12 protein-coding genes are annotated in these 15,512 nt (G+C 51.7%); all 12 read left to right on the top strand.

All coding sequences use genetic code 11. The features are described 5' to 3' along the window. Positions 1–540 precede the first annotated feature (540 nt). The 12 genes from leuO (at position 541) to mraY (ending at position 15,512) form a co-directional block, all read left to right on the top strand. Positions 541–1,488, top strand: a complete 948-nt coding sequence (gene leuO / locus UC14_RS03685; protein WP_112197244.1) for a transcriptional regulator LeuO — start codon at positions 541–543, stop codon at positions 1,486–1,488. A 289-nt stretch (positions 1,489–1,777) separates the two neighbouring features. Then, the gene (locus UC14_RS03680; RefSeq protein WP_112197243.1) at positions 1,778–3,574 is read left to right on the top strand and encodes a long-chain fatty acid--CoA ligase; all 1,797 of its coding nucleotides are present in this window, start codon (positions 1,778–1,780) and stop codon (positions 3,572–3,574) included. Between the two features lie 427 nt (positions 3,575–4,001). Next, on the top strand, positions 4,002–5,720 hold the full coding sequence (gene ilvI, locus UC14_RS03675) for an acetolactate synthase 3 large subunit (protein WP_013577021.1): 1,719 nt from the start codon (positions 4,002–4,004) through the stop codon (positions 5,718–5,720). 2 nt (positions 5,721–5,722) lie between these two features. Then, on the top strand, positions 5,723–6,214 hold the full coding sequence (gene ilvN, locus UC14_RS03670; RefSeq protein WP_112197242.1) for an acetolactate synthase small subunit: 492 nt from the start codon (positions 5,723–5,725) through the stop codon (positions 6,212–6,214). A gap of 166 nt (positions 6,215–6,380) precedes the next feature. Next, complete coding sequence (gene cra / locus UC14_RS03665; protein ID WP_013577019.1) at positions 6,381–7,385, top strand: catabolite repressor/activator; 1,005 nt, start codon at positions 6,381–6,383, stop codon at positions 7,383–7,385. Positions 7,386–8,093: 708 nt separating this feature from the next. Then, on the top strand, positions 8,094–8,552 hold the full coding sequence (mraZ, locus tag UC14_RS03660) for a division/cell wall cluster transcriptional repressor MraZ (protein WP_013577018.1): 459 nt from the start codon (positions 8,094–8,096) through the stop codon (positions 8,550–8,552). A 2-nt stretch (positions 8,553–8,554) separates the two neighbouring features. Then, positions 8,555–9,496 carry a 16S rRNA (cytosine(1402)-N(4))-methyltransferase RsmH gene (gene rsmH / locus UC14_RS03655; protein ID WP_037033435.1) on the top strand — a complete coding sequence of 314 codons (942 nt, stop codon included), beginning with the start codon at positions 8,555–8,557 and terminating at the stop codon, positions 9,494–9,496. Beyond that, complete coding sequence (ftsL, locus tag UC14_RS03650; RefSeq protein ID WP_013577016.1) at positions 9,493–9,813, top strand: cell division protein FtsL; 321 nt, start codon at positions 9,493–9,495, stop codon at positions 9,811–9,813. Before rsmH ends, ftsL begins: the two co-directional genes overlap by 4 nt. A gap of 27 nt (positions 9,814–9,840) precedes the next feature. Beyond that, complete coding sequence (locus UC14_RS03645; RefSeq protein WP_013577015.1) at positions 9,841–11,604, top strand: peptidoglycan glycosyltransferase FtsI; 1,764 nt, start codon at positions 9,841–9,843, stop codon at positions 11,602–11,604. Next, the gene (gene murE, locus UC14_RS03640; protein WP_013577014.1) at positions 11,591–13,078 is read left to right on the top strand and encodes a UDP-N-acetylmuramoyl-L-alanyl-D-glutamate--2,6-diaminopimelate ligase; all 1,488 of its coding nucleotides are present in this window, start codon (positions 11,591–11,593) and stop codon (positions 13,076–13,078) included. Before UC14_RS03645 ends, murE begins: the two co-directional genes overlap by 14 nt. Beyond that, on the top strand, positions 13,075–14,436 hold the full coding sequence (murF, locus tag UC14_RS03635) for a UDP-N-acetylmuramoyl-tripeptide--D-alanyl-D-alanine ligase (RefSeq protein WP_112150992.1): 1,362 nt from the start codon (positions 13,075–13,077) through the stop codon (positions 14,434–14,436). The genes murE and murF overlap by 4 nt, the downstream gene beginning before the upstream one ends. Beyond that, entirely contained in the window at positions 14,430–15,512 is a 1,083-nt protein-coding gene (gene mraY, locus UC14_RS03630; RefSeq protein WP_013577012.1) for a phospho-N-acetylmuramoyl-pentapeptide-transferase, read from the top strand. Before murF ends, mraY begins: the two co-directional genes overlap by 7 nt.

The following is a 15,512-nucleotide window of genomic DNA, read 5'->3' as shown; positions in this document are numbered from 1 at the left end:
GGTGGTCAGAACGGATATCGTTCAAACAGTGACTAAAGTGATACGGGAATGTGTGCGGTATGTCAACCTTCACTGTGTGGAAATTCCAGAAAATCGCCAAAATGATATTGAATCTCATTTAGCATAAAACACTGGCGTCGCGGAGGTACTCGGGATGAAGGTTTTAAAGGGGGGCGGAAAAATAAGAACAAAAAAAATGCACCCGCCCGGGGGCACCTGGATAAATACTCTATTTAATACAGTGAATTAAAAATGATTTAGTATGGCTTAACTTATTATTCATTTTTAGAATGTTGTTTACGGAAATATTTTGCTGTTTGATATCATCAGTTTCTTTGTGGGAAATAAAATTTGTATTTCTGTTTCTGATTATTGGAAACAAAAATTCATATTTTTCTGAAAATAAATTGATGAGAATTTGCTGCGTTTTCTCTGCCAATATTTATGTTCCCCAATACCATCTCAATGCTGCGCTTTACGAAATAGATTATTGAAGATAATCATTTTATTTGGATTCGAATGTCTATTATGAGGGATATCATGTCTGACGCCGATACAGAAATACAACCTAAAACCGCTGAGGCAGAAACGCACCTTCGCAATGTTGATTTAAATTTATTAACGGTTTTTGATGCCGTCATGCAATTACAAAATATTACACGTGCAGCCAATATGTTGGGGATGTCCCAGCCAGCGGTCAGTAATGCCGTTGCCCGTTTGAAAGTGATGTTTAATGATGACTTGTTTGTGCGTTTCGGGCGCGGGATCCAACCGACGATGCGCGCACGTCAACTGTTTGGCCCGATCAGACAGGCTTTGCAACTGGTGATGAACGAACTGCCGGGGGCAGGTTTTGACCCTTATCTCAGCACACGCCAGTTTAATGTCGCTATTTGCAGCCCGCTCGATAAACGCTTCACCAGCCTGGTGCTGAAGGCCGCCGAAGAATTATCGCCGGGTGTCAGTGTTAAACTGCAAACGATTGTTAACGATGATATTGAACATCAGCTGCGTTACCAGAATATAGAATTTGTGATCAGTTATCGTAAATTTGAGCGTGCTGATTTTTGCAATCATGCCTTATTTAATGATGAGCTGGTTCTGGTCGCGGCGCAAAATCATCCCCGTATCAGTCCGCATATGTCTGATGAAAAGTATCTGAAAGAAAAACATGCTGTCATGATGATGGACCGCTTCTATTCTTTCAGTTCACCTTATTACGACGACTCTGAGTTAGTTTCGCTGATTTCCTATCAAGGAACCGATCTGTTCAGCGTTATGGAAATTGTCTCCAAATCCGAGATGGTTGCACTGGTGCCGCGCTGGCTGGCACAGGCAAATGCAGGAATACTTAATTTATCCGTCATTCCATTGCCGTGGATGAAAAATACGCTGACTTGTTATCTTTCCTGGCACGAATCATCCAGCAAAGACAAAGGTAATATGTGGATGAAAACATTATTGAGCCAGTGTGTTGTTTCTCTGTAATCAGTCAGTCATTACGACTTTTTTGGCAGAGGTGATCGCAGCGAAAGCGGCTGCCTGTTCTTTATCAGATAGTTTTTTATCCTGCAGGTTTTTTTCTCCTCGTTAGAGTCCTGCAGGTTTTTTTTGTCTTAGAAATTCCGCGTGATATTTCCAAAACCCTGCTGCAGCTCCTACAATTTCATTTCGCCTTGCAATCTTTGTCGGTAGACTGCGTTAAATCTTTGTAACAGAGCAATGCAGTCAGCTCCCTCCTTTTACTGACTACGCTGGACGCCGGTATAAACGCTCAATGAATCCAACCTTAAATGATTACCATCTGATTTCCCGTTTTCGTCAGCAAGTCGTTGCCCGCGCTGAACAGACTGCATTTCGCGAGTGGTCGCCAGCGGCAGAATCTGCCCTGACCTGGCGTGAGCTGGGCGAGAAAGTGGATGCCTTATCCGACGTGTTATTGCAGGAGCAAGTGGGCGTTCAGGAACGCATCGCCATTTGCGGGAATAATTCGATGGCCTGGGCGACAGCAGATCTTGCGATCCTGCAATTGCGTGCTGTCACCGTGCCGGTTTATGCCACCAATACACCCGCGCAGTCTGCATATGTACTCAATGATGCGGATGTCCGTATTTTGTTTGTCGTCGGTCAGAAACAATATGACGCGGCGGTGGCTGTGCGTGATCTCTGCCCGCAGCTGAAACACATACTGGTGCTGGACAATGATGTCGATTTACGTGGCGTACCCATTGCCCGGCATGTTTCAGGCGTTGTTCCCCGGGATGCTGCTTTAGCTGCTGAGCGTGAAGTGCGGGTGAATGCCCGTGACCTGAGTGATCTGTTCACGCTTATCTATACCTCGGGCACTACCGGAGAAGCAAAAGGCGTGATGCTGGATTACCGCAGCATGGCGACGCAACTGATGCAGCATGAAAGGCGTCTGAGCATTTCGGAGCATGATGTTTCCCTTTGTTTTCTGCCGTTGGCGCACGTTTTTGAACGCGCATGGAGTTTCTTCGTGATGCATTGCGGTGCGCAAAACGTCTTCCTGCGCGAAACTGATCTGGTGCGTGATGCTTTGCAGGCCATTAAACCGACAGTAATGTGTGCGGTACCGCGCTTCTATGAAAAAGTGTTCAGCGCGATCCACGACAAAGTCTCTCGCGCAGGAACCCTCAAAAAGCGGCTTTTCCACTGGGCCGTCGGGCAGGGCAAAGAGAAGTTTTTGATCGAGCGCCGTGGCGAACGTTATCCGTTCTGGCTGGCGCCTGCGCATTTTCTCGCCGATAAACTGGTGCTAAAAAAGCTGCGTGATTTGCTGGGTGGCAATCTGCGTTTTCTGCCTGCCGCCGGTGCAAGTCTGGACGACAATGTCATTCTGTTTTTCGAATCACTCGGTCTGAAAATCAAATACGGCTACGGCCTGACGGAAACGTGCGCGACGGTGACCTGCTGGGAAGAAAATGATTTCCGCTTTGGTTCTGTCGGAACGGCGTTACCAGAGATTGAAGTGCGGATCGGCGAGGAGAATGAGATTCAGGTTCGCGGCCCAACACTCCTGCGGGGTTACTTCAATAAACCGGAAGAGACGGCGGCCAGTTTCACTGCCGACGGCTGGTTTAAAACCGGTGATGCCGGGAAAATGGATGCACAAGGGAATGTGTTTATTACCGAACGACTCAAAGATCTGATGAAAACGTCGGGCGGAAAATACATTGCTCCGCAGCGTATCGAAGGCACGCTGGTGCAGGATCGTTATATCGAGCAGGCGGCAGTCATCGCCGATGAAAGGCACTTTGTTTCTGCGCTGATCGTGCCTGATTTTGATGTGCTGAACGTCTATGCCCAGGCGCACCGTATTGATTATTTCAATCGCGCCGGACTGGTGAAAAACGAGCAGATCCTCTCGCTGTTTGCCCACCAGCTACGCGAGATTCAGCATGATCTTGCCGGTTTTGAGCAGGTGAAAAAGTTTGTGTTGCTGACCAAACCTTTCACGATGGAAGCGGGTGAACTGACCCCGACCCTTAAACTGCGCCGCAAAAATATTTTCAGCCGTTATCAGAAGGAAATCGATCAGCTTTATCAGGAGTAATGCTTCATCTGCCCGTTTCATCACTTTCCTTTCTGAATCACCGGCGTATGTCACTTCGCCGGTTTTCTTCCCTCGTTTTAGTTTCAGGTCCGCTATGGACATAATTTAATACTGTAATTTTTCCAGCCTTCCTGATATTTCTGACTGGTTAGTGCTCACAGGCAGTGTTTTGTCCCGAGCGGGAGAATGAAGGCAGTGCGAGGCGATAAAATCATGCCTGTGCAGAATTTTTGGCGTTTGCCTGACTCCGGTTCTGACGCTAAGGTACTGAGTTAGATTCTTGAACGCCAATAAGAACAGCAGGGTTTTGTGAGCCCGATAGAAAGTCCTAAAATTCAGCAATTTATCTTTAAATTGCTGCTGATAGAACAGCTAGCTGAAACACAAGTCATCCTATAAAAGAAGCAAAAAGCCTGGAGGCAAAACCATGGAGATGTTGTCAGGAGCCGAGATGGTCGTCCGGTCGTTAATCGACCAGGGCGTTAAGCACGTATTCGGTTATCCCGGCGGTGCGGTGTTGGATATCTATGATGCCCTGCATACGGTCGGTGGGATAGATCATGTGCTGGTGAGACATGAACAGGGTGCTGTTCATATGGCTGACGGTTATGCGCGTGCCACGGGTGACGTGGGCGTCGTGCTGGTGACTTCCGGTCCCGGCGCAACCAATGCGATCACCGGCATTGCCACGGCTTATATGGATTCCATTCCGCTAGTGGTGCTATCCGGCCAGGTACACAGTTCACTCATCGGTTATGACGCATTCCAGGAATGCGACATGGTGGGGATTTCCCGCCCGGTGGTGAAACACAGTTTTCTGGTAAAACGTGCGGAAGATATTCCGACTGTGCTGAAAAAAGCGTTTTATCTTGCCTCTACCGGCCGTCCTGGCCCGGTGGTTGTCGACCTGCCAAAAGATGTGGTGAACCCGCAGATTAAACTGCCTTACGCCTATCCTGATCAGGTTGCGATGCGCTCCTATAACCCGACGGTGCAAGGCCATCGCGGGCAAATCAAGCGCGCAGTCCAGACTTTACTGGCGGCGAAGAAACCGGTGCTGTACGTCGGTGGCGGTGCGATTAATTCTGAGTGTGATGCTGAACTGCTGCAACTGGCGGAGAAACTGAATCTGCCCGTCACCAGTTCCCTGATGGGGTTGGGCGCATTTCCCGGTACCCATCGCCAGAGCCTTGGTATGCTCGGCATGCACGGTACTTACGAAGCCAATATGGCGATGCACAACGCGGATTTAATCTTCGGTGTAGGTGTGCGTTTCGACGACCGTACCACCAATAATCTGGCGAAGTACTGCCCGAATGCGACGGTTATGCACATTGATATCGACCCGACGTCCATTTCCAAAACCGTGAATGCGGATATTCCGATTGTGGGTGATGCGAAGCAGACGCTGATTCAGATGCTGGAATTGCTGGCACAAAGCGACGAAAAGCAGGAATTCGATGCGCTGCGCGACTGGTGGCAAAATATTGAGAACTGGCGCGGGCGTGAGTGCCTGAGCTACGACAAAAATACCGGTACCATCAAGCCACAGGCGGTTATCGAAACGCTGCACCGTCTGACCAAAGGCGATGCCTATGTTACGTCGGACGTCGGGCAGCATCAGATGTTTGCCGCATTGTATTATAAGTTCGATAAACCGCGTCGCTGGATCAACTCCGGTGGCCTCGGCACGATGGGCTTTGGCCTGCCTGCTGCGCTGGGTGTGAAACTTGGCCTGCCGGATGAGACGGTAATTTGTGTGACCGGTGACGGCAGTATCCAGATGAACATTCAGGAGCTGTCGACCGCGCTGCAATACGATTTGCCAGTGATCGTCGTGAACCTGAACAATGGCTATCTGGGCATGGTGAAGCAGTGGCAGGACATGATTTACTCCGGCCGTCATTCTCAGTCTTACATGCAATCGCTGCCTGATTTCGTGAAACTGGCGGAAGCTTACGGGCATGTGGGTATTGCTATCCGCACGCCGGATGAGCTGGAAAGCAAGCTGGCGCTGGCGCTGGAACAGAAAAATCGTCTGGTATTTGTTGATATCAGCGTGGATGAAACAGAACACGTTTACCCTATGCACATCCGTGGCGGTGCGATGGACGAAATGTGGTTAAGCAAAACGGAGAGGACCTGATCATGCGCCGGATTTTATCAGTATTACTGGAAAACGAATCGGGCGCGTTGTCCCGCGTGGTTGGCCTGTTCTCTCAGCGTGGCTATAACATTGAAAGCCTGACCGTTGCACCGACGGATGATCCTACCTTGTCGCGCATGACGATTCAGACCGTGGGTGATGCCAAGGTGCTCGAGCAAATCGAAAAACAGCTGCATAAGCTGGTAGACGTATTACGAGTCACTGAGCTGGTGCAGGGTGCTCACGTTGAGCGTGAAATCATGCTGGTGAAGGTGCAGGCTTCCGGTTATGGCCGGGAAGAAGTTAAACGCTCTACTGAGATTTTCCGCGGTCAGATTGTAGATGTCACAGCAACGCTTTACACCGTTCAGCTGGCGGGTACCAGTGACAAACTGGACGCGTTTTTAGCCAGTATCCGTGATGTGGCTGAAATCGTCGAAGTTGCGCGCTCCGGCATAGTGGGTGTCTCCCGTGGCGACAAAATCATGCGCTAAAGCGTAAATAATCAGCAAGATGTGAAACTTATCTGATATTTAAAAGCCCGGCTCTTGAGTTGGGCTTTATTTTTTGCGAGACAGGTGAAGCGATTCGGTAAAACACCTTGCCCGGCAGAGGCTTCTGCGGTTAGATAAAGCATTATCTTTATTAAGGGGTTTCTCAGTGAAGCTGGATGAGATCGCGAGGTTAGCGGGCGTTTCGCGTACAACGGCCAGTTATGTGATTAATGGCAAAGCGAAACAGTATCGTGTCAGCGATAAGACAGTCGAAAAAGTTATGGCTGTCGTGAAGGAACATAACTATCACCCGAATGCGGTGGCAGCGGGTTTACGCGCCGGTCGCACCCGTTCTATTGGCCTGGTGATCCCCGATCTGGAAAATACCAGTTACACCAAAATCGCCAACTTCCTCGAGCGTCAGGCCCGTCAGCGGGGTTATCAACTGCTAATCGCCTGTTCAGAAGATCAGCCTGACAACGAAATGCGCTGCATCGAACATCTGCTGCAACGTCAGGTAGATGCGATCATTATCTCCACGTCATTGCCGCCGGAACATCCTTTCTATCAGCGCTGGGCCAACGATGATTTCCCGATCATTGCGCTTGATCGCGCTCTGGATCCCGAACACTTCATCAGTGTTGTGGGTGCCGATCAGGATGACGCACTGATGCTGGCGCAGGAGTTGCGCACCTTTCCTGCTGAATCGGTATTGTATCTCGGCGCGCTGCCTGAGCTTTCCGTGAGTTTTCTGCGCGAGCAGGGATTCCGCCAGGCATGGGCTGAAGATCCACGCCAGCCGGAATACCTTTATGCCAATGCTTATGATCGTGAATCAGCGGCCATAGTGTTTGCCGAATGGCTAAAAACGCACCCGATGCCGCAGGCGTTATTTACGACGTCATTCCAGCTGTTACAGGGTGTGATGGACGTTACGCTGAAAATGGAAGGGCGTTTACCGGTCAATCTCGCTATTGCCACATTCGGCGATAACGAGCTGCTCGATTTCCTCGAATGCCCGGTTCTGGCCGTGGCGCAGCGTCACCGCGATGTGGCTGAACGTGTACTGGAGCTGGTTCTGGCCTGTCTGGATGAGCCGAAGAAGCCGAAAGCAGGGCTGACCCGTATCCGCCGTAATTTGTTCCGCCGTGGTCGCCTGAGCCGCAAATAAACCCCGGACGGGTATTCACCTGACTGCCCGTCTTTTTCACCGTTGCTGAATCGCGTTAAAACATTCCGGTAATTTGCGTTGCCGTTTCTGATAATCAAAATACGAGAATTCCCATATGACTTTAATGGGCAATTTAGGAGCATTCCCAGACTGCTGAATTATTAACAAATGTTTTTGCTTTCCTTCCGCTGATATAAACCTTCCAATCAATTTCTAAAATACGTTAATGCTCGCCGCAAAAGTGCTGTAGAATTCCCCGCTTAAATTCCAGCGGTGTGAGTTTGCTGCGGTACTGATGGCTTTTAAATCTGCCCGAAGGCTTATGCCATGCGGGTTGGCATGTAAAATGATGTTGATTTAGACGTGACAGCCAGAAAAAAATTGAAAATGATTTTTGTTAAGGCAAAACGGTCAGGAAATGAGAGTTGGATAGCAGAAGAATATAAATAGTTAAATAATGTTCAGTTTGGCTTTTTTTTAAACGAAATTATTAACCCTCCGAAATTTCTTCAACTAATCATGACGTTATTTTCTATACCCCCTCTAAAAAACCTCATCACATTGCGCTAAGCATTTGTGTGGCTGCGTAAATATTGCCAAACCGTCTCCGCTCTGGCTTGACAAGGTTTTAAAACCATCCGTAAACTCTTTTCTGTGGGAATTTGTGGGGGAAAGTGGTGAAAAGGGTCACAGAGGGGTAGAGCGGTCATGTTTCGTGGCGCGACGATGGTTAACCTCGACAGTAAAGGGCGACTTGCCGTACCCACCCGTTATCGGGATTTACTGAGCGAAGAATCGCAAGGTCAAATGGTGTGCACCATAGACCTCCATCACCCATGTCTCCTCCTTTACCCCCTCCCTGAGTGGGAAGTTATCGAACAAAAATTGTCCCGTCTGTCGAGTATGAACCCCATTGAGCGCCGTATTCAGCGCCTTTTACTGGGGCATGCCAGTGAATGTCAGATGGATAACGCCGGGCGTCTGCTGATTGCAACAACATTGCGTCAGCATGCCGGGCTCGCAAAAGAAGTGATGCTGGTTGGGCAGTTCAATAAGTTTGAATTGTGGGATGAACAGACCTGGTATCAACAAGTTAAGGAAGACATCGACGCTGAACAATCGTCTCAGGAGCCACTTTCTGACCGATTACAGGACTTGTCATTATAAGCATGGTTGAAAACTACAAACACACTTCCGTTTTGCTGGATGAAGCCGTTAACGGCCTCAACATTCGACAGGACGGCATTTACATAGACGGAACTTTTGGCCGTGGTGGCCATTCACGTCTGATTCTGTCCCAGCTTGGGCCGGACGGACGCTTGCTGGCGATTGACCGTGATCCACAGGCGATCAAAGCCGCAGAATCTATTGATGATCCGCGTTTCTCTATCGTTCACGGACCTTTTTCTGATCTGGCCGACTATGTGCGGGATCGGGGTCTCGAAGGCAAGATCGACGGCGTACTGCTGGATTTAGGCGTTTCTTCTCCTCAGCTTGATGATCCTGAACGTGGATTCTCATTTATGCGTGACGGGCCTCTGGATATGCGTATGGATCCTACCCGTGGTTATTCAGCAGCTGAATGGCTGATGAAAGCTGAAGCCGAAGATATTGCCTGGGTGTTGAAAACTTTTGGTGAAGAGCGTTTTGCCAAACGCATTGCACGCGCGATCGTTGAGCGTAACCGCGAATTGCCGATGACCCGGACTAAAGAGCTGGCGGATCTGATCGCTAATGCCTCGCCAGTGCGTGAGAAGCACAAGCATCCGGCCACGCGCAGCTTCCAGGCGATCCGTATCTACATCAACAGTGAGCTGGAAGAGATTGAACGTGCGCTGGATGGCGCACTGGAAATTTTGGCACCTGAAGGACGTTTATCCGTGATCAGCTTCCACTCTCTGGAAGACCGGATTGTGAAACGCTTCATCCGTCAGCATAGCCGTGGCGCGCAGGTGCCAGCCGGTATCCCGATGACGGAAGCGCAAATCGCGGAACTTGGCGGACGTTCTCTGAAATCAGTCGGGAAAATGATGCCCTCTGAAGCCGAAGTGGCAGAGAACCCGCGGGCACGCAGTTCTGTTCTGCGTTTTGCTGAGAGAACAACAGCGTGATAGGCAACGAACGCCACGGATTAGTGGGAGTGATCGCCAGCGATATCCTTCGCAACGGCAAGATCCCGTTAATTCTGATGATCGCCGTTTTGGTCAGTGCAATTTTAGTGGTCACTACCGCTCACCGTACGCGTTTGCTGACGGCTCAGCGTGAACAATTAGTCCTGGAAAGGGATGCGCTGGACATTGAATGGCGCAACCTGATCCTTGAAGAGAACGCCCTCGGTGATCACAGCCGGGTAGAACGCATCGCAACGGAGAAATTGCAAATGCAACACGTTGATCCATCTCAAGAAATTATTGTGGTTCAGCCTTAAAATGCGCACGGAGAATACAGGCAGCGAATGAAAGCAACACGCACCGCGAAGTTAAAGCGTCCCGAAAATCAAGCCAGCTTTATCAGCTGGCGTTTTGCGTTGTTGTGCGCTTGTATCCTGCTGGCATTGGTTGGCCTGATGTTGCGTGTGGCGTATCTGCAGGTGATTAATCCGGATAAGCTGGTGAAGGAAGGTGACCTGCGTTCCCTTCGCGTACAAACCATTCCAACCTCCCGTGGCATGATTACCGATCGCTCTGGTCGCCCGCTGGCGGTCAGTGTACCGGTTAATGCCATCTGGGCTGACCCAAAAGAAATTAGCGATCGCGGCGGTATCACCTCCGATACCAAATGGAAAGCGCTGGCCGATGCACTGAATATGCCTCTTGCCCAACTTTCGTCCCGCATTACTGCCAATCCAAATGGGCGCTTCGTGTATCTGGCGCGTCAGGTCAATCCTGCGGTCGGCGAATATATCCGTAAACTCAAACTGCCGGGGATTTCCCTGCGTCAGGAATCCCGCCGCTATTACCCGGCCGGGCAGGTGACGTCGCATGTTATTGGCGTCACCAATATCGACGGCGAAGGTATTGAAGGCGTCGAGAAGAGTTTTGACCGCTGGCTGACCGGTAAACCGGGTGAACGTACCATTCGTAAAGACCGCTTCGGGCGCGTCATCGAGGATATTTCTACTGTAGACAGCCAGGCGGCACACAATCTGGCGCTCAGCATCGATGAGCGTTTGCAGGCGCTGGTTTACCGCGAGCTTAACAACGCCGTGGCATTCAACAAAGCGGAGTCGGGCACTGCGGTGCTGGTCGATGTGCAAACCGGTGAAGTGCTGGCGATGGCTAACAGCCCGTCCTACAACCCGAACAACATGCCGGATACGCCAAAAGACGTGATGCGTAACCGTGCCATCACCGACATCTTCGAACCGGGTTCCACAGTGAAACCGATGGTGGTGATGACGGCATTGAAAAACGGTGTGGTGCGCGAGAACAGCGTACTGAATACTTTGCCGTACCGGATTAACGGTCATGAGATTAAAGATGTGGCCCGTTACGCGGAGCTTTCCGTTACGGGTATCTTGCAGAAGTCGAGTAACGTCGGTGTTTCACGACTGGCGTTATCGATGCCATCCGCTGAGCTGGTAGATACTTACTCGCGATTCGGATTGGGAAAACCGACCAATTTGGGGCTGGTCGGAGAAAGCAGTGGCTTATACCCTAAAAAACAACGGTGGTCTGACATAGAGAGGGCCACCTTCTCTTTCGGCTACGGGCTAATGGTGACACCTCTCCAGCTAGCGCGAGTCTACGCAACAATCGGCAGCATGGGCGTTTATCGCCCATTGTCGATCACACGAGTTGATCCGCCGGTTTCCGGCGAGCGCGTCTTCCCTGAACCGCTGGTACGTACCGTTGTGCATATGATGGAAAGCGTGGCACTGCCTGGCGGCGGTGGCGTGAAAGCGGCAATCAAGGGCTATCGCATTGCGATTAAAACCGGTACCGCAAAAAAAGTCGGCCCGGATGGGAAGTACGTTAACAAATACATTGCCTATACCGCCGGCGTTGCGCCAGCAAGCAATCCAAGATTTGCCCTTGTGGTGGTTATCAACGATCCACAGGCAGGGAAATATTACGGTGGGGCCGTTTCCGCACCGGTGTTTGGCGCCATCATGGGCGGCGTATTGCGCACCATGAACGTTGAACCGGATGCGCTGACTGCCGATGAAAACGCAGACATAGTGAATAATCAAAAAGAGGCTTCAGGTGGCAGATCGTAATTTGCGCGACATCTTAGCGCCCTGGGTGAGTGATGCCCCGGCGGTAGCGCTAAAAGACATGATTCTGGACAGCCGCGTTGCGGCTGCTGGCGATCTGTTTGTCGCGGTTTCAGGCCATACCAGTGACGGGCGTCGTTTTATTCCCCAGGCAATTGCCCAGGGCGTCGCCGCCGTTGTGGCCGAGGCAAAGGGTGAGCAACAGCACGGAACGGTCTGCCAGATGCATGGCGTACCGGTGGTTTATCTTGAGGATCTCAATATTCTGCTGTCAGAGCTGGCGGGACGTTTTTACCAGCAACCGGGCAAAGAATTACGTCTGGTTGGCGTAACTGGCACCAACGGCAAAACCACGACCACGCAACTGCTGGCGCAATGGAGCCAGTTGCTGGGCGAAACCAGTGCCGTGATGGGCACTGTGGGCAATGGCCTGCTGGATAACGTGATACCAGCGGAAAACACCACCGGTTCTGCCGTACAGGTTCAGCACATTCTGGCTGACCTGGTGAAACTGGGTGCAACCTTTGCCGCAATGGAAGTTTCTTCGCACGGGCTGGTTCAGCACCGTGTTGCCGCACTGCCGTTTGCCGCTGCCGCATTTACCAACCTGAGCCGTGATCACCTTGATTACCACGGTGATATGCAAAGCTATGAAGATGCCAAATGGCAGCTTTTCGCCTCACATCAGGTCGGTCAAAAAATTATCAATGCTGACGATGAAGTCGGTGCACGCTGGCTGGCGAAAACGCCAAATGCGATTGCGGTCAGCATGGAAGACAAAATTCCGGCAGGCTGGAGTGGCCGCTGGCTGGTGGCACGTAGCGTGAATTATCACGATAACGGTGCCACCGTAAACATCGATTCAAGCTGGGGTGAAGGCAAGCTGGAGAGCCGCCTGATGGGGGCCTTCAACGTCAGCAATCTGCTGGTTGCGCTGGCCACGCTGCTTTCTCTGGATTATCCGCTGGCGCAATTACTGGCAACCGCCTCTCAGCTGCAACCGGTTTGTGGCCGTATGGAAGTTTTCAATGCGCCGGGTAAACCTACGGCGGTGGTTGATTATGCGCACACTCCTGACGCACTGGAAAAAGCGCTGGCGGCAGCGCGGCTACATTGTCGTGGCACGTTGTGGTGCGTTTTTGGTTGCGGTGGAGATCGCGATAAAGGCAAGCGTCCGCTGATGGGCGCTATTGCTGAGCAATACGCTGACCGCGTGATTGTTACCGATGATAATCCTCGCAGCGAAGAGCCTCGCGCTATCGTTGCAGATATCCTTGCCGGTCTGCTTGATGCAGGACGTGTGCAGGAAATCCATGGCCGCGCAGAAGCAGTCACCAGCGCGATCATGCAGGCGAAAGAAGACGACGTTGTGTTGATTGCCGGTAAAGGGCATGAGGATTACCAGCTCGTCGGAAACCAGCGTCTCGACTATTCCGACCGTGTGACGGTTGCACGTTTGCTGGGGGTGATCGCATGATTCGTGTTTCCCTGCAAACGCTGGCTGATGCGCTCAACGCTGAGCTCATCGGCACTGATACTCAAATTGACAGCGTGACGACGGACACCCGTCAGATCACTGAAGGCTGTTTGTTTGTCGCCCTGAAAGGCGAGAAATTCGATGCCCACGACTTTGCCGCTGATGCCGTAAAAGCCGGTTCAGGGGCTTTACTGGTAAGTAAGCGCTTACCGGTAGATGTTCCTCAGTTAGTGGTTGCTGACACCCGTATTGCGCTCGGGCAACTGGGCGGCTGGGTGCGTCAGCAGGTTCCGGCGCGTGTCGTCGGCCTGACCGGTTCTTCCGGCAAGACGTCTGTGAAAGAGATGACTGCGGCGATTTTGCGCGAGTGCGGCAATGTGCTGTATACCGCAGGCAACTTCAATAACGACATTGGCGTTCCTCTGACGTTGCTGCGCTTAACGGCAGAACATGATTTTGCTGTCATCGAAATGGGTGCGAATCATGCGGGTGAAATCGCCTACACCACTGCGCTGGCACGACCTGAAACGGCGCTGGTGAATAACTTGTCCGCCGCACATCTGGAGGGTTTCGGTTCCCTCGCAGGCGTGGCCCGTGCGAAAGGCGAGATTTTCGATGGGCTGCCGGAAAACGGCATTGCCGTGATCAATGCGGATAACAACGATTGGGCGAACTGGCAGCATAAGCTGAACGGTAAAACCGTCTGGCGTTTTTCTCCCGCTTTCGGTGAAGGCATCGATTTCAGTGCCACTGATGTCAACATCAGCCCGCTGAATACCGCGTTCACACTGCATTCTCCTCAGGGCAGCATTGATGTTTCGCTGCCGGTTCCGGGTCGTCACAATATCGCTAACGCACTCGCGGCGGCTGCGCTGGCAATGTCTGTCGGTGCATCGCCGGAGAACGTGCGCGCCGGGCTGGCGACGCTGCAATCCGTGAAAGGGCGCTTATTCCCGATCGTTATCAGCGAGGGCAAAACCTTGCTTGATGACAGCTACAACGCGAATGTGGGTTCAATGACCGCTGCTGCACAGGTGCTGGCGGAAATGCCGGGCTACCGCGTGATGGCAGTGGGCGATATGGCTGAACTGGGCGCTGAAAGCGAACATTGCCATCGTCAGGTCGGTGAAGCTATCCGCGACGCCGGTATCGACAAAGTATTCAGCATTGGTCATGACAGCCGCATCATCAGTGATGTCAGCGGGTGTGGTGAACATCTGGAAGATAAGGCAGCCCTGACGGCCCGTTTAACGAGCTTACTGTCTGAACATGCGGTAATTACCGTTTTGATTAAAGGTTCACGTAGTGCCGCAATGGAGCAGGTAGTACGCGCGTTACAGGAGAATGCAACATGTTAGTTTGGCTGGCCGAACATTTGGTCAAATATTATTCCGGCTTCAACGTCTTTTCTTATCTGACGTTTCGCGCCATTGTCAGCCTGCTGACCGCTTTGTTCCTGTCGCTGTGGATTGGGCCTCGCATGATTGCCCGTCTGCAGAAAATGTCTTTCGGCCAGATTGTCCGTAACGACGGCCCGGAATCACATTTCAGTAAACGTGGTACACCAACGATGGGCGGCCTGATGATTCTGGCGTCTATCACGATTTCGGTATTGATGTGGGCCTATCCGTCCAATCCGTACGTGTGGTGTGTGCTGTTCGTATTGCTGGGTTACGGTGTGGTGGGCTTTATCGATGACTATCGCAAAGTCGTGCGTAAAGACACCAAGGGGCTGATCGCCCGCTGGAAATACTTCTGGCAGTCAGTCATTGCGCTGGCCGCCGCTTTCACGATGTATGCCATTGGTAAAGATACGCCAGCGACCGAGCTGGTGGTGCCCTTCTTTAAAGACATCATGCCGCAGCTGGGTTTGATGTACATCCTGCTGAGCTACTTTGTGATTGTCGGTACCAGTAACGCCGTCAATCTGACGGATGGTCTGGACGGGCTGGCGATTATGCCAACGGTTTTCGTCGCGGCGGGCTTTGCGCTGGTGGCATGGGCGACCGGTAACATGAATTTCGCCAGCTACCTGCACATCCCTTATCTGCGTCACGCGGGTGAACTGGTGATCGTGTGTACCGCAATTGTCGGTGCCGGGCTCGGGTTCCTGTGGTTCAACACCTATCCGGCACAAGTTTTCATGGGCGATGTCGGTTCTCTGGCGCTGGGTGGCGCGCTGGGCACTATCGCTGTGCTGCTGCGTCAGGAGTTTTTGCTGGTGATTATGGGCGGTGTGTTTGTTGTCGAAACCCTGTCGGTAATCTTACAAGTTGGGTCCTTTAAGTTACGTGGGCAGCGCATTTTCCGTATGGCGCCTATCCATCATCACTACGAACTTAAAGGCTGGCCGGAACCGCGCGTTATTGTGCGCTTCTGGATTATTTCGCTGATGCTGGTGCTGATTGGCCTGGCGACGCTGAAGGTACGGTAA

This window comes from Rahnella sp. NRRL B-41462 (assembly GCF_003263525.1).
In the GTDB taxonomy this organism is placed as follows: domain Bacteria; phylum Pseudomonadota; class Gammaproteobacteria; order Enterobacterales; family Enterobacteriaceae; genus Rahnella; species Rahnella aceris.
The sequence above is the reverse complement of the archived record's forward strand: the minus strand, read 5'-3'. Positions and strand labels throughout refer to the sequence as shown.

Bases quoted from the DNA above. Each gene is read 5' to 3' on its own strand.
- leuO (WP_112197244.1), top strand. From the start codon at position 541: ATGTCTGACGCCGATACAGAAATACAACCTAAAACCGCTGAGGCAGAA.
- UC14_RS03680 (WP_112197243.1), top strand. From the start codon at position 1,778: ATGAATCCAACCTTAAATGATTACCATCTGATTTCCCGTTTTCGTCAG.
- ilvI (WP_013577021.1), top strand. From the start codon at position 4,002: ATGGAGATGTTGTCAGGAGCCGAGATGGTCGTCCGGTCGTTAATCGAC.
- ilvN (WP_112197242.1), top strand. From the start codon at position 5,723: ATGCGCCGGATTTTATCAGTATTACTGGAAAACGAATCGGGCGCGTTG.
- mraZ (WP_013577018.1), top strand. From the start codon at position 8,094: ATGTTTCGTGGCGCGACGATGGTTAACCTCGACAGTAAAGGGCGACTT.
- rsmH (WP_037033435.1), top strand. From the start codon at position 8,555: ATGGTTGAAAACTACAAACACACTTCCGTTTTGCTGGATGAAGCCGTT.
- UC14_RS03645 (WP_013577015.1), top strand. From the start codon at position 9,841: ATGAAAGCAACACGCACCGCGAAGTTAAAGCGTCCCGAAAATCAAGCC.
- murF (WP_112150992.1), top strand. From the start codon at position 13,075: ATGATTCGTGTTTCCCTGCAAACGCTGGCTGATGCGCTCAACGCTGAG.
- mraY (WP_013577012.1), top strand. From the start codon at position 14,430: ATGTTAGTTTGGCTGGCCGAACATTTGGTCAAATATTATTCCGGCTTC.